Below are 21,004 nucleotides of genomic sequence, written 5' to 3' on the forward strand. Positions count from 1 at the left end.
ATGGGGCATCTTCCTCAGACACACGGGACGGACCGATGACCGAGACACGCGACGGCAAGACGGCGATCATGCGGGGACTGTTGAACCGTTGCCCGAACTGCGGCAAGAACAAGCTGCTGCAAGGGTATCTGACGGTGCCTGCGGAATGCGGAACATGTCACGCGCCCGTCGGCCGCTATCCCGCCGCGGACGGTCCCGCCTTCTTCGCGATGACCATCATGCTGTTGCTGCTGATCCCACTGATCGGGTTCACATGGGTTCTGTTCCGCCCCAGCCCGACGATGCTGCTGCTGATCACCGGGCTTGTCACCACGGTCCTGACCCTGATCCTGCTGCGCCTCGTGAAGGGCGCCTTCATCGGCTACCTCTGGGCCAAGAACGAACAGGATCGCGGCGCCTAGAACAGCGACAACTGATCGCCGGACCGGGGCGGCGGTCCGAAGCGCGAACAATCCAGCGGCGCGAAGCCGTCACGGTATCCCAGCCGCTTTCGCGCCAGCCGGAATCGTTTCTGGGCCAGTTCCGCCTCGATGCCCTCGCCGCGGAAACGGCTGCCGAAGCGTGGATCGTTGTCCCGGCCGCCACGCATCGCCTGGACCCGGTTCATCACATGCGCGGCCATGCCGGGACGGTGGCGTTCCAGCCAGTCCCTGAACAGCGGCGCGACCTCGTGGGGCAGGCGCAGCGGGATCATGCTGGCGGTGGTTGCGCCGGCTTCGTGCGCGGCGGTCAGGATACGCTCGATCTCGGGTTCGGTCAGCACCGGGATCACGGGCGCGACCATCACCCGCACCGGCACGCCAGCGCGCGAAAGCTCGCGGATCATCCGCAGCCGTGTCTGCGGCGTCGGAGCGCGCGGTTCCAGCGCGCGCGCAAGCTCGGCATCCAGCGTGGTGACGCTGATGCCCACCGCCGCCTGATCCCTGGCCGCCAGTTCGGCCCACAGGTCCAGATCGCGCAGCACCGTCTGACCGCGCGTCACCAGAGTCGCGGGATGATTCCAGTCGCGCAGCACCCGCAGGATGCCCGGCATGATCGCCAGCCGCGATTCAACCGGCTGGTAGGGGTCGGTATTCGTGCCCAATGCGATCGGCGCCGGCTTGTAGGACGGCCGCGCCAGTTCGCGTTCCAAAAGCCGCGCGGCATCGGGCTTGGCGGTGATCCTCGTCTCGAAATCAAGGCCGGGCGACAGTCCCAGATAGGCGTGGCTTGGCCGCGCATAGCAATAGATGCAGCCATGTTCGCAGCCGCGATAGGGGTTGATCGAGCGGTCGAAGGAAATATCAGGCGATGTGTTGCGCGTGATGATGCTGCGCGGTGTTTCCGAGACCACCTCGGTGCGCAACAGCGTGCTGTCTTCGGGAATGTCCCAGCCATCGGCTTCGCGCACCCGGCGATGCGTCTCGAACCGACCCTCGGGGCGCGTATCGGCGCCACGGGCTTTCAGGGTCTGGTCGGGATCACGGGGCGGCAACATGACGCCAACATAGAACGTATCAGGAACAAATACCATCGATTCGCGACGCTGGTGCATGGACGCACAGGGGATCTGCGGCTTGCACATGTTGAAACCCGCGCGCGCCCCGCACATGTTTCCCAGGAACACGTCGAACAGGAACACAGGACAGGACATGAACGACACCTATATTCCGCCGAAGGTCTGGACATGGGAGACCAAGAACGGCGGCGAGTTCGCCAGCATCAACCGCCCCGTCGCAGGCCCGACCCATGACCGCGAACTGCCGGTCGGCAAGCATCCGCTGCAGTTGTATTCCCTGGCCACGCCGAACGGCCAGAAGGTCACGATCATGCTTGAAGAACTGCTGGCGATCGGCAAGCCGGCAGAGTATGACGCGTGGCTGATCCGCATCGGCGATGGCGATCAGTTCGGCAGCGGGTTTGTCGAAGCGAACCCGAACTCCAAGATCCCGGCGCTGATGGATCATTCCGCCAACCCGCCCCGGCGGGTTTTCGAATCCGGTTCGATCCTGCTGTATCTGGCCGAAAAATTCGATGCATTCCTGCCGCACGATCCCGTGGCGCGGACCGAGACCCTGAACTGGCTGTTCTGGCAGATGGGCGCCGCGCCCTATCTGGGCGGCGGGTTCGGACATTTCTATCACTATGCGCCGGTCAAGATCGAATACGCCATCGACCGCTTCACGATGGAGGTCAAGCGGCAGCTTGACGTGCTGGACCGACACCTTGCCGACCATCAGTTCATGGCGGGCGACAGCTATTCCATCGCGGATATGGCGATCTGGCCGTGGTATGGCCGCATGGTGAAGGGCGGCGTGTATGGTGATGCCGCGACCTTCATCGACGGCGCAAGCTATCGCAACGTCGCGCGGTGGCAGTCCGAGATCGCGACCCGTCCGGCAGTCCGTCGCGGCATCATGGTGAACAGCACATCAGGCGATCCCGCCAGCCAGCTGCACGAGCGCCACGACGCGTCGGACTTTGACACCCGCACCCAGGACAAGTTGCAAGGGTAACGCGCCCCGTCGCGGCGGCACGGGATCGGAACATCGCGCGCCGCCGAACCGCGCAACAGGCTCAGCCGTCGCGGCTGCCCGGCCCCATCAGGTCCGCGGTCGCCGCGCGGGCCGAGGCCTCGTCCTCGGCCCCTGCGCCCCGTTCGACGATCTCGCGGGCGTCTTCCTCTTCATCGTCCTCGATCGACGGTGGCTCGTCTCCGGCAAGGAAGTTTCCGAACTTCTCCCACCCCGGTACATGTTCGGCCAGCACCCGCAGGACCACCAGAACCGGCACCGCGATCACCATGCCAAGGACCGACCACAGCCACGCCCACAGCGCCACGGCAAGAAACACCACCACCGTGTTCATCTGCAGGCGGCGCGACACGAAATAGGGCGTGATAAGCTGCCCTTCAAGCGAGGTCAGCATCAGATATGTTCCCGCGACCATGGCCGGCCAGAACAGCCCCTCCATCACGACCAGCGCCACGATCGCGGCGATCCCCACCCCCGCGATCGCGCCCAGATACGGGATGAAGTTCAGCACGAACGCACCAAGCCCGAACAGCAGCGCCCCCGGCATTCCCCATGCCCACATCGCCAATCCGATGCTGAGACCCAGGCACGCGTTGATGACGGTGATCGCACCCAGATAGCTGCCAAGCGAATCCTCGATCTCGCGCAGGGCCAGATAGGCGCTGCGCTTTTCCCGCATGCTGTCGAAGCTTTGCACGATCTTCAGATACAGAAGATCCCCCGAAGCAATCATGAAGAACATCAGGATCAGGGTGAAGACGACCTGCGCCAGAAGCTGGGGGGTCAGCTTGACCACCGTCTCGAAGGTGGAATCTCCGTCCTCCTCGACCTTGATCGTCGCGTCTTCGTTGGCCTCCTCGTCTTCGACGGTCTGGGCCTCGTCGATCTTCTGGGCGGCCTGTCGGAAATCCTGCATCGACTCGCGGACCCGCTGAAACTTCTGCTCTAGCTGGATACTGATCGTCGGGATGTGCTGGGACGCGCGGTTGATCGGGCCGCTGGCGGCATAGGCCAGCGCCGCCACCAGCGTCAGGATGGTCAGCGTGACCAGCGCGGCGGTCAGCGCATCGGGGATGCCGCGACGCCGCGCGAACCGGCGCAGCGGCGTGAACACGAAGAAAAGCAGGACCGCCATGGTGACAGGCATCAGGAAATCCCGCCCGGCGGCGATGGCAGCGAAGGCAAGGATCAGAAAGATGCCGATTACGGCCCAATTGGCGATTCGACTGCTGCTTACGCCCTGCCCGCCGCCAAAGCGCGGAAAAATGTGCCCGTCCCGACCGGCCATGATGTCCCCCCATAGGCGCCCGGCGAAGATCGCGAACAGACGCTGCGCAGAAACGCAACGGGCGAACCGATCGTTCCGGTTCGCCCCCAAGACTTGCTGATTGTCAATCGCGCGGAGGCGGCGATCCTACAGAGGATGGTCGCCGGTCGCGTCGATGACGCGGGTGGGCAGGCCCATTTCGCCCAGAAGCTCAAGGAAAGGCCGCGCCGGAAGATCCTCGACATTGACCATCTTCTTGACGTCCCAGGTGCCCCGCGCGATCAGGATGGCTGCTGCAACCGGCGGCACCCCGGCGGTAAAGCTGATCCCCTGGCTGCCGACCTCGGTATAGGCGTCCTTGTGATCGGCGACGTTATAGACGAAGACCTCGCCTTCCTTGCCGCTCAGACTGCCCTTGACCAGATCGCCGATGCAGGTCTTGCCGGTATAGTCGGGCGCAAGGCTGGCCGGATCCGGCAGCACGGCCTTGACGACCTTCAGCGGCACGACTTCCTGCCCTTCGGCGGTCTTGACCGGATGTTCGGACAGCAGGCCCAGATTCTGCAGAACCGTGAAGACGTTGATGTAGTGATCGCCGAATCCCATCCAGAACCGAACATCCGCATCCTTGTAGCGTGCCGACAGGCTGTGCACCTCGTCATGGCCCGACAGATAGGCGGTGCGCTTGCCGACGACGGGCAGATCCCATTCGCGACCGATCTCGAACATCCTGTTCTCGCGCCATTCGCCGCCCTGCCACGAATAGACCGTGCCGGTGAACTCTCGGAAATTGATCTCGGGGTCGAAATTGGTGGCGAACCAGCGGCCGTGGCTGCCGGCATTGATGTCCACGATGTCCACCGAATCGATCTTGTCGAAATACTCGTCTTCGGCAAGGCGGGCATAGGCGTTCACCACGCCCGGATCAAAGCCCGCACCCAGAATCGCGGTGATGCCGGCCTTGGCGACGTCATCGCGACGTTTCCATTCATAGTTTGCATACCAAGGCGGGGTCTCGCAGACCTTGGCGGGATCTTCGTGGATCGCGGTGTCGATATAGGCGGCGCCGGCGCGAATGCATCCTTCCAGCACGCTCATGTTGATGAAGGCGGTGCCCACGTTGATGACGATCTTCGCATCCGTCTTCCCGATCAGCGCCTCGACGGCAGCCGGGTCCATCGCGTCCAGCGCGTGGCTGGTGAAGGGCATCTTGTGTCCCTTTTCGCGAAGGCTGTCGATGATCGCATCGGCCTTTGCCTTGGTGCGGTTGGCGATATGCAAATCGCCGAATTCGTCCGCCCATTGCGCGACCTTGTGCGCGGACACTTGCGCGACGCCACCCGCGCCGATGATCAGGATATTCTTCTTGGCCAATTCTGACTCCTTTCACAGGGGAAAGATGGGCGCCTTAGGACAGGCTGGATTTGTAGTCGTCATACGAGAAACTGCGAACGGTCCGGATGCTGCCATCCTCTTCGCGGATGGCGATGCTGGGCATGGCGACGCCATTGAACCAGTTCTTCTTCACCATCGTATAGCCCGCCGCATCCGCGATGCTGATACGATCGCCGATCCGCAGGGGCTGGGCGAAACGTGCATCACCGAAGATGTCGCCCGCAAGGCAGGTCTTGCCGGCGATCTGGTATTCCTGGCTGCCGTCCTGCGGTAGCTTTGCGGTTTCGCGATAGATCAGCAGGTCCAGCATATGTGCCTCGATGCTGCTATCCACGATGGCGACCTGCTTGCCGTTATCGATCAGGTCCAGCACGCTGACCTGCAGCGTCGTGGATTTCGTGATGCTGGCCTCGCCGGGTTCAAGATAGACCTGAACACCGTGCTTCTGGCTGAAGGCCGCCAGACGGTCTGCCAACCTGTCCAGCGGATATCCCTCGCCGGTGAAATGGATGCCGCCACCAAGGCTGACCCAGTCCAGCTTTTGCAGGATGTCCCCGAACTCGGTCTCGATCCTTGTCAACTGATGGTCGAACAGATCGAAATCACCATTCTCGCAATTATAGTGGATCATCACGCCGCTGATCCTGTCCATCGCCGCGTCCAGCCGCGCGATGTCCCATTCTCCCAGTCTGCTGAAGGGTCGCGCCGGGTCTGCCAGATCGAACCCGCTGGTCGAAAAGCGGGGATTCAGGCGCAACCCGCGCGTGATGCCGGCCGCCTTGTCGCCAAAGCGATCAAGCTGGCCCAGGCTGTTGAAGATGATCTTGTCGGCATAGGAAACCGCCTCGTCGATCTCGTGATCTGCCCAGGCGACCGAATAGCCGTGGGTTTCCTTGCCGAATTCCTCGTGCCCAAGCCGCAATTCGAACAACGACGACGACGTGGTGCCGTCCATGTAGTCCCGCATGAAATCGAAGACCGACCATGTCGCGAAACATTTCAGCGCCAGCAGGGCCTTGGCACCTGATCGTTCGCGCAGTCGGGCGACTTTTTCCATGTTGCCGCGCAACAGGGATTTGTCGATCAGATAGCAAGGCGTTTGCGGGTGGGTCATGCGGTTCCTTGGTGCGAGGACGGTGGACACAAGGGCGAGGGGGTCGATATAGCGACGCCGACCGCTTTTCGCAAGAAACGGTAACGGACGCATGACGTCGGGCGGTCAGCCCCGCGCATCAAGGACGAAACGCCTGAACTCCCGCTTCAGAAGCTCCATCTCGGCGCGCAAGGCCGAAAGTTCGGCCATCAGATCCTGATCCAACGGCTTGCCGGTGACCAGTGTCTGGTGGTGCAGATGGATCGCGTCGGCACCAACCGGATCACCGGACCCACCCTGATCGGCCACCAGCACCAACGTCACCACCCCGTCCGAGATCAGCGACCCAGGCAGGTCCACCCTGACCTGATGAACGCCGTCGGCATCGTCGGCCAAAGCGGCTTCGGCGATGACTTCGCCCATACAGGTCACGCAGACCCGCGCGGGGCGCGGCATGCCGCGCAGCTGCCCGGTCCAGACGCCACCCCTGATCCCGTGATTGTCGAAAACCGGCATGATCGTCCTTATATCTCTGCCCTTGGATGACGCGACAGGACCGCATCGCTCAGCGTGACGGCATTCATGTAGGGCGCCTCGAACAGCAGGTCCAGCCAGACCTTGTCCACCGGGCGCTGCGACAGATCCGCATATCCCAGATCGAATTCCGCCTCGCGCGCGCAGTCGCGGCCTTCGATGGGATGGCCAAGCTGGCGCAGGATGGTTTCCGTGTTCGGCCCCTGTGCGATATTCAGCCGACCATAGATCTTGATCGCCCTTTCCGAATGCAGCTTGATGTCCAGCCGAACGACATGATTCCGGCTGAACCGGTCCCGGAATTCGGGCGGTATGGCAAGTGACAGGGCAAGATAGCTGCCCGAGAAACCCAGCATCTCCAAGGTCAGGGAATAGGGCGACAGGTCGGTTGCGCGGCGATTGCGGCGCTGACACAGGATCAGCGCCCGATGGCGGCAGTCGTGAAACAGCGTGACATCATCCCCCAGCATCTGGCCGTCTTTCGGGGCGGACAGGGTGTCGGGCATGATCCGGCCGCGCAGCATCATGGGGCACCAGTGCCAGTCTGTGCCCGGCGGCAGGTCGATCAGATAGGCGTCGCTGCCCCCGCGGGGCAGGCGCGCATCCGACAACTGCAGAAACCGTGTCAGGGATCGATGCAGTTCCGCAGCCTCGTCGCGGATCTCGGGCGGCGGGACACGGTTGCTTTTGCCAAGCGCGGCGGCCTGCGCCGCCCATTGCCGCGCGGCCCTTTCACGGATCTGCCGCGACAGCCAGTTCTGGGATCGCCCTGCCATCCTGCGTCACTGATCCATGTAGATATGCGTTTCCTTCGCAGCACCGGGATGGGTCACCGCGCCCCACCGGGCACCGCCGACAAGCTGCGCGTATTTCCACAACGCGCCCGACGCATAATCGGTCTTGCGCGGTCCCGCCCATTCGGCCTTGCGCGCGGCAAGCTGTTGCTCGGACAGGTCCACGCTGATCTCGCCCCTGACCGCGTCTATCGTGATGACGTCGCCGGTCTTCAGCAGCGCGATCGGGCCGCCATGCGCGGCTTCGGGTCCGACATGGCCGACGCAGAAACCGCGGGTTGCGCCCGAAAAGCGGCCATCGGTGATCAGCGCGACCTTCTTGCCCATGCCCTGCCCCGACAGCGCAGCGGTGGTGGCCAGCATCTCTCGCATGCCGGGGCCGCCTGCCGGGCCTTCATTGCGAATGACGATCACATCGCCCTCGCGATACTCGCGGCGCTGGACGGCGGCAAAGGCCTCTTCCTCGCTTTCGAAAACCCGCGCCGGGCCGGCAAAGACCTGATCCTCGGCCTTCATCCCGGCGACCTTCACGATTGCGCCGTCAGGCGCCAGATTGCCCTTCAGCCCGACGACGCCGCCGGTCTGCGACAGCGGCGTGGCGACCGGATGGATCACCTTGCCGTCCACCTCGCGATCGACCAGGTCCAGTTCCTCGCCGATGGTCCGGCCGGTCGCGGTGATGCAGTCCTCGTGGATCAGCCCAGCCCGGCGCAGTTCGCGCATCACGACCGGCACGCCACCGGCTTCGTACAGATCCTTGGCAACATATTCGCCGCCCGGCCGCAGGTTCACAAAATAGGGCGTATCCCGGAAGATGTCGCAGACATCGAACAAGTCGAAATCGATCCCCGCCTCGTGCGCGATGGCCGGAAGGTGCAGCCCGCCATTGGTCGACCCGCCCGTGCAGGCCACGACGCGGGCGGCGTTTTCCAGCGATTTGCGCGTCACCACGTCGCGCGCGCGGATGTTCTTCTCGATCAGCCGCATCACCGCCTCGCCCGAGGCCATGCCGTACTGATCGCGGGATTCGTAGGGCGCCGGCGCCCCCGACGAATTGGGCAGCGCCAGCCCGATCGCTTCGCTGACACAGGCCATCGTGTTGGCGGTATATTGCCCGCCGCAGGCCCCGGCACTGGGACAGGCGACGCGTTCCAGAATGTCCAGTTCGGCATCCGTCATGTTGCCGGCCTGATGCTGGCCCACGGCCTCGAACACGTCCTGCACGACGACGTCGCGCCCGTTCAGCTTGCCGGGCAGGATGGACCCGCCATAGATGAAGACCGACGGCACGTTCAGCCGCACCATCGCCATCATCATGCCGGGCAGTGACTTGTCGCAGCCTGCCAGCCCCACCAGCGCGTCATAGCAATGCCCGCGCATGGTCAGTTCGACCGTGTCGGCGATCGCGTCACGGCTGGCAAGGCTTGACCGCATCCCCTCGTGTCCCATGGCGATGCCGTCGGTCACGGTGATGGTGGTGAACTCGCGCGGACAGCCGCCGCCCTTCTTGACGCCCTGCTTGACCGACTGGGCCTGGCGGTTCAGGGCGATGTTGCAGGGCGCGGCCTCGTTCCAGCAGGTTGCGACACCGACCCATGGGCTGTGGATTTCCTCTTCGGAAACCCCCATCGCGTAGAAATAGCTACGATGCGGCGCACGGGCCGGCCCCTCGGTGACATGGCGGCTGGGAAGCCTGGATTTGTCGAAACGAGCGTTCTTCATCTTGTCCCCCCGGTGGCTGCGATACCCTTGGGATAAACCGCGCCATCCCGAGGAACAAGCAGTCAGGCGACCAGTGCGTCCAGCCTGGCCGCGCAGATGAAGTCGTTTTCGGTCAACCCGCCTGCCTCGTGCGTGGTGAACGTGACGTGGCAATAGCCGAAGCCGAAGGCGATGTCGGGGTGATGGCCCTGCTTGTTGCCCAGCCACGCGGCCAGATTGGCCATCTCGACGGCCTTCAGAAACCCCTTGAAATCGAACCGGCGACTGATCGAGGTCGCGTCATCGGAAAGCTGCCAGCCGTCAAGCTGGTCCATCATCTTCGCGGCCTCGTCGGCGCCATAGGGCGCGACCCCACCCCTGCAGGGCTCGCAGGTCTTGTCGGCCAGATCACAGGTGGTCATGTCTTCCTCCTTAAGCGGCGTCCTTGGGCGGATACTTGGGGTCATGCAGCCCCAGCGACCGCGCCTGCCGAATATCCTCCAGCAGATCGCGCTTTGCCGCCGCAAACAAGTCGTCCAGATTGTCGATCACGAAATAGACCGGCTGATGAATGTCGATCCGGTAGGGCGTGCGCAGGATGTCGATGACATCGAAAGGCCGATGTTCGGCCTGATCCGACAGCGACCACGGCAATTCGGTGACCGAACTTGCCAGGCCCGACCCCAGTGCCTTCAACTGACCGTCTTCGTGCATCAACCCGAACTCGATGGAAAACCAGTAAAGCCGGATCAGCCAGCTGAAATCGGCCTTGTCGCAGCGCGTCCCGGCCTCGCCGATGGCCTGGCTGAACGCGGCGAAAGCGGGATCGGTCAGCAGGGGCGTGTGGCCGAAGATCTCGTGAAAGATGTCAGGCTCTTCGATATAGTCGAAATGCTTGCGCTTGCGGATGAAGCTGGCGGCGGGAAAAGTGCGGTTGGCCAGCATGCCGAAGAACTTGCCAAAGCCGATCAGCGCGGGCACCGGCTCGACCCGCCATCCCGTCAGATCTCCAAGCCGGGCAGAGATGTCAGGACATTGCGGCACGCGATCGATGGGCATGTCCAGCAGATCCAGCCCGCGCAGATAGGGACGCGCCATGTGTTGCCGCACTGCGGGCAATTGGCGGGTGATCAGGTCATGCCAGACCATGTCCTCCTGGGCGTCATAGGCAATGAAACCGTCAGCGTCGGGTGTCTTGGCCTCGTATTCGGTCGATTTGGGCATGTTCTCATCCTCCTTGAGCCCAATTTTACCGCGATACACTGGAAAATCTTGCCGAAGACGCGCAATATCGTCATTCGGTCGGCAGGATTCTTCGCAAAATGAACGCATCTGGCAAAAACATGCCCGAACTTGACGACACGGACCGGCGTATTCTGCGCTTGCTGCAACGGGACAGCACACTTTCCACGCAGGCGCTTGCCGAAAAGGCGGGGCTGTCCGCTTCACCCGCATGGCGTCGGGTGCGCCGGATGATCGAAAGCGGCATGATCCGGCGACAGGTGGCACTGATCGATCCGGCGCAGGCGGGCCTGCACGCGATGGCCTATGTGCAGGTCTCATTGCTGGATCACACCGAACAATCGCTGGCCCGGTTCGATCGTTTCGTGCAGACCGAAGACCAGATCATCGAATGCGCCACCATCACCGGCACCTCGGATTACCACATGAAGATCATCGCGCCCGATCCGGAGGGCCTGGAGGATTTCATCATGCGCCGCCTGCTGGCCCTGGGCATCGTGCGCGGAACGGTGACGAATTTCGTGCTGCGCCAGACGAAATACACGACCGCGATGCCGCTATAGCAGCGGTGAAGCCAAGGCCAGCAGGTTGTTTCTCAGCCGCCGCAGCACACTCCAGTTGCGCACCTCGTCCAGCGTCAGTTCGCGGGCGCGGTCCACATAGCTGGCCTGCCGCGCGTCGATCCGGGCGATCAGCGCCTTGTCGAACAGCGCCATGTTGACCTCGTAGTTCAGCTCGAAGCTGCGGCGGTCCAGATTGGCGCTGCCGACCATGGCCATGCGCCCGTCCACGGTCATGATCTTGGCATGCAGCAGGCCCGGCTGGAACAGCTGCAGCCGCACGCCGGCCGCCAGAAGCCCGTAGTAGAATCCCTCGCTGGTCGCGCCGACCACGAAGGAATCGTTGCGCGCGGGCAGGATCATCGTCACCTCGACACCGCGTCGCGCCGCCGCGCGGATCGCGGCGTCCAGTGCCGCGTCAGGGACGTAATAGGGCGTGGTAATGACCACACGATGCCGCGCCGCATGCAGCATGCCGGACAGACAGTCCGACACGCTGCCCGCCCGCCGGTCCGGCCCCGTCGCCACGATCTGCGCTGAAACGCCCGGCTCGTCCACGCCATCGACCAGTTGCAGCATGTCGCCCAGATCGCGGCCCGTGTAACTCATCCAGTCGCCCAGAAAGACCGACTGCAACTGCCGGACCGCCGGACCCTCGACAGAAAACAGCACATCGACCCAGGGCGCGAAGCGTGGCTTGATCGCGAATGCCATGTCGGCGCAGTTCCGGCTGCCCGTGAACGCGATGCGGTTGTCCACGACCAGGATCTTGCGGTGATTGCGCAGATCAAGCCTGCGGAACAGCACGCTGATGAACGGCAGCCCCCAGGGAAAGGCGGTGACGCATTCCACCCCGGCGTCCTGCAACTGCCGCCAATAGGCCGACCGCACCAATCCGCGCGATCCAAGCGCATCGACGATCACACGGCAGGCGACACCGCGACGCGCCGCCCGTTCGACAGCCTCTGCCACTTTTGCGCCGCTGTGATCGGGCAGCCAGATGTAGAAAAGGATGTGAACATGATCCCGGGCCTGGTCGATCGCCTGGACCAGGCTGTCCACCGCATCGTCGCTTTCCGCCAGTAGCCGGATACGGTTGCCTTGCAGCGCGTCCATGCCACCGACCGCCGCGTTTGCCGCGACCACCGGCCGCGCGAAATTGGGTGGGTCGGCAAGAACGTCGGGACTGGGCGTGCGCAGCCCGGTCAGCCGGTCACGCACATCGGCCATCCGCTGCACCTCGGCCTGGTTCATGCGAACCTCTCCGAACAGCAGGTAGGCGACGATCCCGGCCAGCGGCACCGCCTCGATCACCATGATCCAGGCCAGCCGCACGGACGGGTCCAGTCCCGGCCGGATCAGCACCCGTGCGATGAACCCCAGCGTCAGCGTCGTATGCAAAAGGATCAGGAAGGATGCCCACATGTCCGGCATCATTCCTGCCCGCCGCGACAATTGCAATTCCCCCCGGCGCGGCCTATCTGGGGGCCTGACACAGTCAGGGACACCCGCGATGAACTGGATCACGAACTATGTCCGCCCGCGCATCAACTCGTTGTTCTCGCGCCGCGAAGTGCCCGAGAACTTGTGGACGAAATGCCCAGAATGCGGCACGATGCTGTTCCACCGGGAACTTTCCGACAATCTGAACGTCTGCACCAATTGCGATCACCACCTGGCGATCACCCCGCGCGACCGTTTTGCCGCGCTGTTCGATGGTGGCGCCTTCGTCGAGGTCAAGGTGCCCGATCCTGTCGCCGACCCGCTGCAGTTCCGCGATCAGAAGAAATATCCCGACCGGATGCGCGCCGCGCAGAAATCCACCGGCGAGAAAGAGGCGATGCTGGTCGCCGAAGGCGAGATCGGGCGCACCCCGATCGTGGCCGCCGCGCAGGATTTCGGCTTCATGGGCGGCTCGATGGGCATGTATGTCGGAAACGCCATCATCGCCGCGGCAGAGCGCGCCACAAAACTGAAACGTCCCCTGGTCCTGTTCTCGGCCGCCGGCGGCGCACGGATGCAAGAGGGCATTCTCAGCCTGATGCAGATGCCGCGCACCACCGTCGCCGTCGAGATGCTGCGCGAGGCTGGTCTGCCCTATATCGTCGTGCTGACCCACCCGACGACAGGCGGGGTGACCGCGTCCTATGCCATGCTGGGCGACATCCAGATCGCCGAACCGAATGCGCTGATCTGCTTTGCCGGACCGCGCGTGATCGAACAGACCATCCGCGAAAAACTGCCCGAGGGATTCCAGCGTGCCGAATACCTGCTGGAACACGGCATGCTGGACCGGGTGACCCACCGCACCAAGCTGCGCGACGAACTGGTATCGATCCTGCGCATGATGGGCCGGATGCCCGCGCCGACAAAGGCTGATCTGCCCGCGCCGACGCCCACCGCCCCGGCGATCGAGGCGACGCCCGACCCGGCCGCCCCCGAGCCCGCGCCGGCCAAGGCACCGAAATCCTCCTGACGGCGTCTCACTTGTCCAATTATCCCGGAGGTCCGGGGCTGGCCCCCGGCTATTCGCAGATGAGCCATTCCGACGCCATCCTTGACCGCCTCATGTCGTTGCACCCCAAGGTGATCGACCTGTCGCTGGACCGGATGCACCGTATCCTTGAGGCGCTTGGCAATCCGCAGCATCGGATTCCGCCGGTCATTCATATTGCGGGCACCAACGGCAAGGGCAGCACCCAGGCGATGATCCGGGCCGGGCTGGAGGCTGGCGGCGCCCGTGTTCATGCCTATACCTCGCCCCATCTGGCCCGTTTCCACGAACGCATCCGCGTCGCAGGCGATCTGATCGCCGAACCCGACCTGGCCGCCGCGCTGGAGGAATGCGAGGCGGCAAATGACGGCCAGCCGATCACCTTCTTCGAGATCACGACAGCGGCGGCGTTTCTGGCGTTCTCCCGCACGCCTGCGGATTACACCCTGCTTGAAGTCGGACTTGGCGGCCGGCTGGACGCAACCAACGTGATCGATACGCCAGAACTGACCGTCATCACGCCGGTCAGCATCGATCACACGCAATATCTGGGCGAGACGCTGCCGCTGATCGCCGCTGAAAAGGCAGGCATCATCAAACCCCGTGTGACATGTGTGGTCGGACCGCAACAGGACGACGCGCTGCGCGTGATCGAGGCGCGGGCCTCCGGGCTGACTTCACCGATCTTCGCCTTTGGCCAGCACTGGATGGCCGCACCCGACCGGGACGGGATGATCTATCAGGATGACCACGGTCTTTGGGATCTGCCACGGCCCGGACTGATTGGCGCACACCAGATCCAGAATGCGGGGGTCGCGCTGGCCGCGCTGCGGCAGCTGGGTGCCAGCCACGCGCAGGCCCGCGCCGCCGTCACCCGCGCAGACTGGCCCGCGCGGATGCAGCGCCTTGTCCGCGGACCCCTGGTCGATACCGCAGGGGACGAGGCCGAACTGTGGCTTGATGGTGGCCATAACCCGGCGGGCGGGCAGGCGCTTGCGGCGACACTGGCCGACCTGCCGACGCGTCCGACCCATCTGGTCTGCGGGATGCTGAACACCAAGGACATCGATGGCTATCTGCGCGCCTTGGCCCCCCATGCCGACAGCCTGACCGCAATCGACATTCCCGGCGAACCCAACACCCTGCCCGCGACCCAGACGGCACGCGCGGCGGATGCCGCCGGGATGGATGCCATGACCGCATCAGGCGCCGACGAGGCAATCCGGCTGATCGTTGGCAAGACGCCACGCGCCCGGATCCTGATTTGCGGATCGCTGTATCTTGCCGGCAGGATCCTGCGCGACAACGGCTGACGACCGCCCGCAACCTTGCGTTGTCTTTTTGGTCAGGTAACCTCTTCGAACCGCAAAATATGCTTCGTATGGGAAATACTACCGACTAGGAGGAATTCATCTTTGTAGATATTTTGACCGGTGGTTATTCGAGTGCCCCGCCATGCCAGCCGTTTCAATTACGCTGTTCCAGACCCCGGTATCAGAAGGTGTCGCATCTGCGGATTCGACCCGCATCGCGCTGACGTTCAATGACCTGAACCACGATGACATCATCAACAGCACGGAATGGCAAAGCCAAACGGGCAACCTGAGCGGCCAGATCCCTGGCGACATCGGTCCGGTCAGCCTGTGGGACGGTGATACGGAAAGTCGGGACAGCAGCCGCACCGGAACGCTTTACACGTCAACACCCCTTCGTGGCGGCGACAGTGTGTCGGCACTGATCGAAAATACCCGGTTGTCAAACGACCGGCCCACCGTCGCGGCACTGAATGTCTGTTTTCTCGCCGGCACGATGATCGAAACCCCCTCCGGCGAAGTGCCGGTCGAAACGCTGCGACCGGGCGACATGGTCCTGACGCGCGACCACGGCGCACTGCCTCTGGTCTGGACCCATGCGACACGCGTCACCCCCGGCCATCTTGATCTTGCGCCCAACAAGCGTCCAGTGCGGATCGAGGCGGGCGCGCTTGGGGACGGGCTGCCGCGGCGCGATGTCGATGTCTCGCCGCAGCATCGGGTTCTAGTGACCGACGCCGAAGGCACCGAATATCTGATCTCGGCCCGGCATCTGATGATGGCGGGCACTCCCGGTGTCGCGTTGCGTCCGTCGGAAGGTGATTTTCAGCTTGTCCACATTGCCTTCGCCGATCACGAGGTGGTCGTTGCCGAAGGGTCGCCGATGGAATCGTTCTACACCGGCAGGATGGCCGTGCGGGCCCTGTCCGTGACGCAGCGACTTAGCCTGATCGCCTGCTTTCCCTGCATTGCCGAAGGCGACAATCCGATGAGTCCGGCACGTCCGTTCATCAAGCACCGCGATTACGCGCGCATCCGGGCAGCGTTCATCGCGGAGTGAATCTTCAGCCCTGATCGGGCGGCTGCGTCCCCCAACCGGCGTCCTGCATTTCGCGCAGACGGCTGGCTGTGCGTTCGAACTCGAAGCTTCCTTCGCCTTCGTTGTAAAGCTGCTCGGGTTCGTCCGCCGCACTGGCGATCAGCCGCACCTTCGCCTCGTAGATCGCGTCGATCAGGGTCACGAAGCGCTTCGCCTCGTTATAGTTCGACATCGACAGGCGCGGAATGCCATCGATCATCAGCACATGAACCTCTCGCGCCAGCGCAAGGTAGTCGGCCGGTCCCAGCGGACGCCCGCACAGTTCCCAGAACCCGGATCGGCCAACACCGTTCGCGAAGGCGGGCAGTTCCACCTGCCGTCCGCGGACCGCGACCTGATGCGGCTCGGGCGCGGCGCCGGATGTCAGATCGTCCCAGATCGCATCCATCGCCGTGCGCGCCTCGGCATCGGCGGGGGTGAACCAGACCTGTCCACCGCCCACGCGTCCCTGCCTGTGGTCGGTCTCGCTGTCCAGGCAGACGGTCTGCATCCGCTGGCGGATCAGGTCGATGAACGGCAGGAAAAGCTGTCTGTTCAGCCCATGCTTGTACAGATCCTCGGGCTTCCGGTTCGAGGTGACGACGACGACGACGCCCTGATCGAACAGGACCTGAAACAAGCGGCCCACGATCATCGCATCGGCGATGTCCGTGATCTGCATCTCGTCGAAGCACAGCAGCCGGACCTGCCGGGCGACCTCCATCGCCACGGGCTTTACCGCGTCCTGTTCATGCCGCTTGCGCGCGGCCTCCAACCCGGACTGGATCTCTTGCATGAATTCGTGGAAATGAACCCGTCTTGTGCGCGCGCGATCAGGTGCCGCCTCGGCCATCAGGTCCATCAGCATCGACTTGCCACGCCCGACGCCACCCCACAGATACAGCCCCTGTGCGCCGGGCTTCGGGCTGGCGGGCACCGTGTTGCCAACCCCAAGGAACGCCCGCCATGCGGAACGTGGCTTTTCCGGTGCCGCATCGGGCGCGGCCGCCAGGTCATCCAAAACCCGGTCCAGATCCGGCAGGACGGCCTCTTGCGCCACGTCTGACTGGATCCGCCCCTCGGAAACGCGCTGATTGTAAAGTTCGCTGACCTTGCCCATCCTCAGCGAAGTGCCACAGGCGCCAAGCCCGCCGCAAGATGGCATCGCATCAGCTTGACCGTTGCCCCAAGCCGTTGTCACCTGCGCGCATCACAAGACAGGATGCGCCATGCAGGAACCGCCCCGCCCCCAGACCATCGCCGGAATCCCGATCCTGTTCGTGATGGCCGCCGAACCCGAATACGGCCCAGCGTTGCGCGCCCGCATCACGCCGCTGATCACCGGCGTCGGCCCGGTCGAAGCCGCGGTCCAGTTGACCGCAGCGCTGGCAGGGATGCCGGAACTGCCAGAACTGATCGTGTCTCTGGGATCGGCGGGATCGAACCGGCTGGCGCAGGCCGAGATCTATCAGGTCGGCGCCGTCGCCTATCGCGACATGGACGCATCGGCACTGGGGTTTGAACGCGGCCGGACGCCGTTCCTGGACCTTCCGGCCCGGATCGAACTGCCCCACCGAATCCCGGACCTGCCAACCGCCAGCCTGTCCACCGGGGCGAACATCGTCAGTGGCAGCGCCTATGCCGGCATCGACGAGGAGATGGTAGATATGGAAACATTTTCCCATCTGCGCGCGGCCCAGCACTTCGGCATCCCGCTGATCGGATTGCGCGGCATCTCGGACGGGGTTGCCGAGTTGCGCGAATTGTCGGACTGGACAGAATATCTGCACGTTATCGACGAAAGACTGGCGCGGGCCGTGGACGCGCTGGCGAACGCGCTGCGCGACGGGCGGCTGACCCCGTAACGGTCCGCGCCTTGTCCTTCCACGCCCCAGCGCCTAAACCTTGGCCGGGGAGACATTCAAGAACAGGCAGATATGGCACGCGGAACGCGCACCCTTGAAGACAGGCCCACCAGCAAGAAGGTCGGGGCGCTGCGGGCGTTGTGGCCCTTTGTCCGGCCCTATCGCATTCAGGTCGTCCTGGCGCTGGCTGCGCTGATCGTCACTTCGGGGATCAGCCTGATCCTGCCTCTGGCCGTGCGCCGGGTGGTGGATAATTTCGACGACGGCGCAGGCCTGCTGGACAAGTATTTCGGCGCCGCCCTGGCCATCGTCGCATTGCTGGCGCTTGGCACAGCGGCCAGATACTATTTCGTGACGCGGCTGGGTGAACGCGTGGTCGCAGACATTCGCAAGGCGGTCTTCGCCCGCGTCATCACGCTCAGCCCCGGCTTTTTCGAGCGCGTGATGACCGGCGAGATCCTGTCGCGCATCACGACCGACACGACCCTGATCCAGTCGGTCATCGGATCGTCGCTGTCGATCGCGCTGCGCAACATGCTGATCCTTGCCGGGGGGATGGCGATGCTGGCCTTCACCTCGCTGAAGCTGATGGGACTGGTCGTGCTGATCGTGCCCGCGATCCTGGTGCCGATCATCGTGCTGGGCCGCCGCCTGCGGATGCTGTCGCGTGCCAATCAGGACTGGATCGCGACCTCGTCCGGCGCGGCGTCCGAAAACCTTCTGTCGGCGCAGACCGTGCAGGCCTATACCCACGAAGCGCGCAGCATCGCACAGTTCGACCATGTCACCGAACAATCCTACGATGTCGCGCTGACCCGGATCGGCACGCGGGCGCTGATGACCGCGATCGTGATCTTCCTGATCTTCGCCGGGGTGATCGGCGTGCTGTGGATCGGCGCGCGGGACGTGCGCGAAGGCGTGATGACGGCTGGCCAGCTGGTCCAGTTCGTCATCTATGCGATCCTTGTCGCCGGATCGACCGGGGCGTTGTCGGAAATCTGGGGCGAGTTGCAACGTGCCGCTGGCGCCACCGAACGTCTGGCCGAACTGCTGACCGCGCGCGACGCACTCAGCGACCCGGCCGATCCGGTCGCCCTGCCCCGACCGGTGCGCGGCGAAATCGCGCTTCAGAACGTCAGCTTTCATTATCCGACACGACCCGATGCCTCGGCGCTGGAAAGTGTGGACCTGACCATCCGTCCGGGCGAGACGGTTGCCCTTGTCGGTCCGTCAGGCGCAGGCAAGACGACCGTGATCCAGTTGATCCAACGGTTCTGGGATCCCGGCACCGGCCAGGTCACGCTGGACGGGATCGATCTGCGCGACATGCGCCGCGACGATTTCCGCAAGGCGCTGGCGCTGGTGCCGCAGGATCCGGTGATCTTCGCCACCTCGGCACGCGAGAATATCCGTCTTGGCCGCCCTGACGCCCCGGAATCCGAAGTCGAGGCCGCCGCGCGCGCTGCCCACGCCCATGATTTCATCGTCGCATTGCCGCAGGGTTATGACACAAAGCTGGGCGAACGGGGCGTGATGCTGTCTGGTGGGCAGCGCCAGCGTATCGCCATCGCCCGCGCGATCCTGCGCGACGCGCCCGTGCTGCTGCTGGACGAGGCCACCAGCGCGCTGGACGCGGAATCCGAGGCGCTGGTGCAAGCCGCCGTCAATCGCCTGTCCGAGGGGCGCACGACAATCGTCATCGCGCACCGGCTGGCGACGGTGAAGAAGGCGGACCGGATCGTGGTTCTGGATCACGGCCGCATCATCGCACAGGGCAGTCACGACGATCTGGTGGCCGAAGGTGGGCTTTACGCAAGGCTGGCGAGGATGCAGTTCACCGACGGCACCGAACTGGACCGTCCCGCCGCGACGGCGGTCGCGGGGTAACGTCCTTATTTCGGCGCGGCATAGATCGCCGACCAGTATCGCGTCCGGCCATCCGAACCGATGGCCTGACCGATCCCGTAATCGCGCACCTGCGGAATGTTGATATTGTCCAGATGCCCTTGCGAGGCATTCCATTCGGACAGGACGCGGGGCAGGTCGAAGGGCCCGGCGGCAATATTCTCAGCCGTCAGGCGCGGCGCGTAGCCACGGGCCTTGACGCGCGGGCCGGGACCGGATGTCTTGCTGCCGCGATGCGTCATCACCCCGCGCTTTGCCATGTCGCAGGCATGCTGCGCGGCCACGTCGGCCAGCAGCATGTTCGACCGGACCGGGGCAAGACCGCTGCGCGTTCGCGCGGCGTTCGTCGCTCGCGCGCCGGCGGCGTTCTGTGCGGCGGACGTCGCGACGCAGGTCGCCTTGCCGGGCGCAGACGCCTGCACGTCACCCGGCTCGCGCGGTTGGGCAACCTGCGTGCTGTCACCACAGGCGGCCAGTGCCGCACAAGCCAGCATCGGTGCTGCGAAGCGTTTCCAATCAACCATATTTTCCATCCGAACAACCCGGCCTGCGGGCAAGACTAGGATCGCCACCCCGATGCGGCAACCTAAGGTTGCGAAACACTTTAGTGATCGGCGATCCCTTGCCGCGAGGCGTCTTGACCAGACGCCCCCATTCTGCGCCCCTGTAGGAAACATAACCCGCAGAGGAAGACACACATGGCGATCTGGGATTTTGTCAAGGATGCCGGGAAATCCATCTTCGGAAAGGCCGAGGCGGCGACGCCCTCGACGCCCGCGCAGGAAAAGCCTGCAGGCGAACCGGCGAAGGCCGATGACACCAAACGCAAGGTGGCCGCATTGAAGGCCGAATTGCGGGCGCTGGATCTTGATTCAGATGACGTGCACCTGACGCTGAAGGGCGACACGGTCAAGGTCGAATCCCGGGGCGCAGACCGTGCCACCATGGAAAAGCTGATCCTTGCCGTCGGCAATATCGAAGGGATCGCCAAGGTCGAGGCCGATCTTCCGCAGGAACAGGCCGCGCCGGTGTTTCACACCGTCAAGAAAGGCGAGACGCTGTCAGGCATCGCCAAGCAGCATCTGGGCAGCGCCAACAAGTATCACGCCATCTTCGAGGCCAATCGCCCGATGCTGAGCGATCCGGACAAGATCTATCCGGGCCAGGTCCTGCGAATCCCGCAGGACGCCTAGTGCGGCCGATCTGACGCCGCGTTTCACCGGACGGGGCGGGCTGGACCCTTGCCCCGT

The 21,004-nt window shown here is 64.1% G+C and carries 21 protein-coding genes; 9 read left to right on the top strand and 12 right to left on the bottom strand.

Going from position 1 to position 21,004, the window contains the following annotated elements; translation table 11 throughout:
- Nucleotides 1-35: 35 nt before the first annotated feature.
- A complete protein-coding gene (locus J7359_RS00785) occupies nucleotides 36-401 on the top strand; it encodes a DUF983 domain-containing protein (protein WP_209054625.1) in 366 nt (121 codons plus the stop codon).
- On the opposite strand, the gene J7359_RS00790 is transcribed toward J7359_RS00785, so the two are convergent.
- On the bottom strand, nucleotides 398-1,477 hold the full coding sequence (locus tag J7359_RS00790) for a PA0069 family radical SAM protein (protein WP_209054968.1): 1,080 nt from the start codon (nucleotides 1,475-1,477) through the stop codon (nucleotides 398-400). The two genes, J7359_RS00785 and J7359_RS00790, sit on opposite strands and share 4 nt — an antisense overlap.
- 154 nt (nucleotides 1,478-1,631) lie before the next feature.
- On the opposite strand from J7359_RS00790, the gene yghU reads away from it, so the two are divergent.
- On the top strand, nucleotides 1,632-2,495 hold the full coding sequence (gene yghU, locus J7359_RS00795; RefSeq protein ID WP_209054626.1) for a glutathione-dependent disulfide-bond oxidoreductase: 864 nt from the start codon (nucleotides 1,632-1,634) through the stop codon (nucleotides 2,493-2,495).
- Nucleotides 2,496-2,556: 61 nt separating this feature from the next.
- Here yghU and J7359_RS00800 read toward each other — a convergent pair whose 3' ends face one another.
- From J7359_RS00800 to phhA, 8 genes are all read right to left on the bottom strand, one after another.
- Nucleotides 2,557-3,801 (bottom strand): AI-2E family transporter, encoded by a 1,245-nt coding sequence (locus J7359_RS00800; RefSeq protein ID WP_209054627.1) that lies wholly within the window; start codon nucleotides 3,799-3,801, stop codon nucleotides 2,557-2,559.
- Between the two features lie 126 nt (nucleotides 3,802-3,927).
- Complete coding sequence (locus tag J7359_RS00805) at nucleotides 3,928-5,154, bottom strand: saccharopine dehydrogenase family protein (RefSeq protein WP_209054628.1); 1,227 nt, start codon at nucleotides 5,152-5,154, stop codon at nucleotides 3,928-3,930.
- A 34-nt stretch (nucleotides 5,155-5,188) separates the two neighbouring features.
- Entirely contained in the window at nucleotides 5,189-6,289 is a 1,101-nt protein-coding gene (locus J7359_RS00810) for a carboxynorspermidine decarboxylase (protein WP_209054629.1), read from the bottom strand.
- A gap of 105 nt (nucleotides 6,290-6,394) precedes the next feature.
- Nucleotides 6,395-6,784, bottom strand: a complete 390-nt coding sequence (locus J7359_RS00815; protein WP_209054630.1) for a hypothetical protein — start codon at nucleotides 6,782-6,784, stop codon at nucleotides 6,395-6,397.
- 8 nt (nucleotides 6,785-6,792) lie between these two features.
- Complete coding sequence (locus J7359_RS00820; protein ID WP_209054631.1) at nucleotides 6,793-7,578, bottom strand: DUF6478 family protein; 786 nt, start codon at nucleotides 7,576-7,578, stop codon at nucleotides 6,793-6,795.
- Between the two features lie 6 nt (nucleotides 7,579-7,584).
- Nucleotides 7,585-9,318: a dihydroxy-acid dehydratase gene (ilvD, locus tag J7359_RS00825; protein ID WP_209054632.1), complete on the bottom strand. Its 1,734-nt coding sequence runs from the start codon at nucleotides 9,316-9,318 to the stop codon at nucleotides 7,585-7,587.
- Nucleotides 9,319-9,380: 62 nt separating this feature from the next.
- Nucleotides 9,381-9,719 carry a 4a-hydroxytetrahydrobiopterin dehydratase gene (locus J7359_RS00830; protein WP_209054633.1) on the bottom strand — a complete coding sequence of 113 codons (339 nt, stop codon included), beginning with the start codon at nucleotides 9,717-9,719 and terminating at the stop codon, nucleotides 9,381-9,383.
- 10 nt (nucleotides 9,720-9,729) lie between these two features.
- Entirely contained in the window at nucleotides 9,730-10,521 is a 792-nt protein-coding gene (phhA, locus tag J7359_RS00835; protein WP_209054634.1) for a phenylalanine 4-monooxygenase, read from the bottom strand.
- Nucleotides 10,522-10,640: 119 nt separating this feature from the next.
- Here phhA and J7359_RS00840 point away from each other — a divergent pair, with 119 nt between their 5' ends.
- A complete protein-coding gene (locus J7359_RS00840; protein ID WP_209054635.1) occupies nucleotides 10,641-11,102 on the top strand; it encodes an Lrp/AsnC family transcriptional regulator in 462 nt (153 codons plus the stop codon).
- Here the strand turns inward: J7359_RS00840 and cls are convergent.
- Nucleotides 11,097-12,524: a cardiolipin synthase gene (gene cls, locus J7359_RS00845; protein ID WP_209054636.1), complete on the bottom strand. Its 1,428-nt coding sequence runs from the start codon at nucleotides 12,522-12,524 to the stop codon at nucleotides 11,097-11,099. The two genes, J7359_RS00840 and cls, sit on opposite strands and share 6 nt — an antisense overlap.
- Nucleotides 12,525-12,612: 88 nt before the next feature.
- Here cls and accD point away from each other — a divergent pair, with 88 nt between their 5' ends.
- The 3 genes from accD to J7359_RS00860 all read left to right on the top strand — a co-directional run bounded on the left by accD (nucleotide 12,613) and on the right by J7359_RS00860 (nucleotide 15,966).
- The gene (accD, locus tag J7359_RS00850; protein ID WP_209054637.1) at nucleotides 12,613-13,575 is read left to right on the top strand and encodes an acetyl-CoA carboxylase, carboxyltransferase subunit beta; all 963 of its coding nucleotides are present in this window, start codon (nucleotides 12,613-12,615) and stop codon (nucleotides 13,573-13,575) included.
- A 59-nt stretch (nucleotides 13,576-13,634) separates the two neighbouring features.
- The gene (locus tag J7359_RS00855; protein WP_209054969.1) at nucleotides 13,635-14,906 is read left to right on the top strand and encodes a folylpolyglutamate synthase/dihydrofolate synthase family protein; all 1,272 of its coding nucleotides are present in this window, start codon (nucleotides 13,635-13,637) and stop codon (nucleotides 14,904-14,906) included.
- Between the two features lie 142 nt (nucleotides 14,907-15,048).
- Nucleotides 15,049-15,966, top strand: coding sequence for a Hint domain-containing protein (locus J7359_RS00860; protein ID WP_209054638.1), 918 nt, complete (start codon nucleotides 15,049-15,051; stop codon nucleotides 15,964-15,966).
- A gap of 4 nt (nucleotides 15,967-15,970) precedes the next feature.
- Here J7359_RS00860 and zapE read toward each other — a convergent pair whose 3' ends face one another.
- Nucleotides 15,971-17,104 carry a cell division protein ZapE gene (gene zapE, locus J7359_RS00865; RefSeq protein ID WP_209054639.1) on the bottom strand — a complete coding sequence of 378 codons (1,134 nt, stop codon included), beginning with the start codon at nucleotides 17,102-17,104 and terminating at the stop codon, nucleotides 15,971-15,973.
- Nucleotides 17,105-17,213: 109 nt separating this feature from the next.
- Between zapE and J7359_RS00870 the strand changes: the two genes are divergently transcribed.
- Both J7359_RS00870 and J7359_RS00875 read left to right on the top strand, forming a co-directional pair.
- Complete coding sequence (locus J7359_RS00870) at nucleotides 17,214-17,849, top strand: 5'-methylthioadenosine/S-adenosylhomocysteine nucleosidase (RefSeq protein ID WP_209054640.1); 636 nt, start codon at nucleotides 17,214-17,216, stop codon at nucleotides 17,847-17,849.
- A gap of 72 nt (nucleotides 17,850-17,921) precedes the next feature.
- The gene (locus J7359_RS00875; RefSeq protein WP_209054641.1) at nucleotides 17,922-19,736 is read left to right on the top strand and encodes an ABC transporter transmembrane domain-containing protein; all 1,815 of its coding nucleotides are present in this window, start codon (nucleotides 17,922-17,924) and stop codon (nucleotides 19,734-19,736) included.
- 5 nt (nucleotides 19,737-19,741) lie between these two features.
- Here the strand turns inward: J7359_RS00875 and J7359_RS00880 are convergent, their stop codons facing one another.
- Nucleotides 19,742-20,278 (bottom strand): CAP domain-containing protein, encoded by a 537-nt coding sequence (locus tag J7359_RS00880; protein ID WP_247740090.1) that lies wholly within the window; start codon nucleotides 20,276-20,278, stop codon nucleotides 19,742-19,744.
- Nucleotides 20,279-20,452: 174 nt separating this feature from the next.
- Between J7359_RS00880 and lysM the strand changes: the two genes are divergently transcribed.
- The gene (gene lysM, locus J7359_RS00885; RefSeq protein ID WP_209054642.1) at nucleotides 20,453-20,947 is read left to right on the top strand and encodes a peptidoglycan-binding protein LysM; all 495 of its coding nucleotides are present in this window, start codon (nucleotides 20,453-20,455) and stop codon (nucleotides 20,945-20,947) included.
- Nucleotides 20,948-21,004 lie beyond the last annotated feature (57 nt).

The sequence above is a fragment of the Paracoccus sp. R12_2 genome, assembly GCF_017744015.1.
Taxonomy (GTDB): Bacteria; Pseudomonadota; Alphaproteobacteria; order Rhodobacterales; family Rhodobacteraceae; genus Paracoccus.

Coding starts and splice junctions, on each gene's coding strand:
- J7359_RS00785 (WP_209054625.1), top strand. CDS start 36: ATGACCGAGACACGCGACGGCAAGACGGCGATCATGCGGGGACTGTTG.
- J7359_RS00790 (WP_209054968.1), bottom strand. CDS start 1,477: ATGTTGCCGCCCCGTGATCCCGACCAGACCCTGAAAGCCCGTGGCGCC.
- yghU (WP_209054626.1), top strand. CDS start 1,632: ATGAACGACACCTATATTCCGCCGAAGGTCTGGACATGGGAGACCAAG.
- J7359_RS00800 (WP_209054627.1), bottom strand. CDS start 3,801: ATGGCCGGTCGGGACGGGCACATTTTTCCGCGCTTTGGCGGCGGGCAG.
- J7359_RS00810 (WP_209054629.1), bottom strand. CDS start 6,289: ATGACCCACCCGCAAACGCCTTGCTATCTGATCGACAAATCCCTGTTG.
- J7359_RS00815 (WP_209054630.1), bottom strand. CDS start 6,784: ATGCCGGTTTTCGACAATCACGGGATCAGGGGTGGCGTCTGGACCGGG.
- J7359_RS00820 (WP_209054631.1), bottom strand. CDS start 7,578: ATGGCAGGGCGATCCCAGAACTGGCTGTCGCGGCAGATCCGTGAAAGG.
- ilvD (WP_209054632.1), bottom strand. CDS start 9,318: ATGAAGAACGCTCGTTTCGACAAATCCAGGCTTCCCAGCCGCCATGTC.
- J7359_RS00830 (WP_209054633.1), bottom strand. CDS start 9,719: ATGACCACCTGTGATCTGGCCGACAAGACCTGCGAGCCCTGCAGGGGT.
- phhA (WP_209054634.1), bottom strand. CDS start 10,521: ATGCCCAAATCGACCGAATACGAGGCCAAGACACCCGACGCTGACGGT.
- J7359_RS00840 (WP_209054635.1), top strand. CDS start 10,641: ATGCCCGAACTTGACGACACGGACCGGCGTATTCTGCGCTTGCTGCAA.
- cls (WP_209054636.1), bottom strand. CDS start 12,524: ATGTGGGCATCCTTCCTGATCCTTTTGCATACGACGCTGACGCTGGGG.
- accD (WP_209054637.1), top strand. CDS start 12,613: ATGAACTGGATCACGAACTATGTCCGCCCGCGCATCAACTCGTTGTTC.
- J7359_RS00855 (WP_209054969.1), top strand. CDS start 13,635: ATGAGCCATTCCGACGCCATCCTTGACCGCCTCATGTCGTTGCACCCC.
- J7359_RS00860 (WP_209054638.1), top strand. CDS start 15,049: ATGCCAGCCGTTTCAATTACGCTGTTCCAGACCCCGGTATCAGAAGGT.
- zapE (WP_209054639.1), bottom strand. CDS start 17,104: ATGGGCAAGGTCAGCGAACTTTACAATCAGCGCGTTTCCGAGGGGCGG.
- J7359_RS00870 (WP_209054640.1), top strand. CDS start 17,214: ATGCAGGAACCGCCCCGCCCCCAGACCATCGCCGGAATCCCGATCCTG.
- J7359_RS00875 (WP_209054641.1), top strand. CDS start 17,922: ATGGCACGCGGAACGCGCACCCTTGAAGACAGGCCCACCAGCAAGAAG.
- J7359_RS00880 (WP_247740090.1), bottom strand. CDS start 20,278: ATGGTTGATTGGAAACGCTTCGCAGCACCGATGCTGGCTTGTGCGGCA.
- lysM (WP_209054642.1), top strand. CDS start 20,453: ATGGCGATCTGGGATTTTGTCAAGGATGCCGGGAAATCCATCTTCGGA.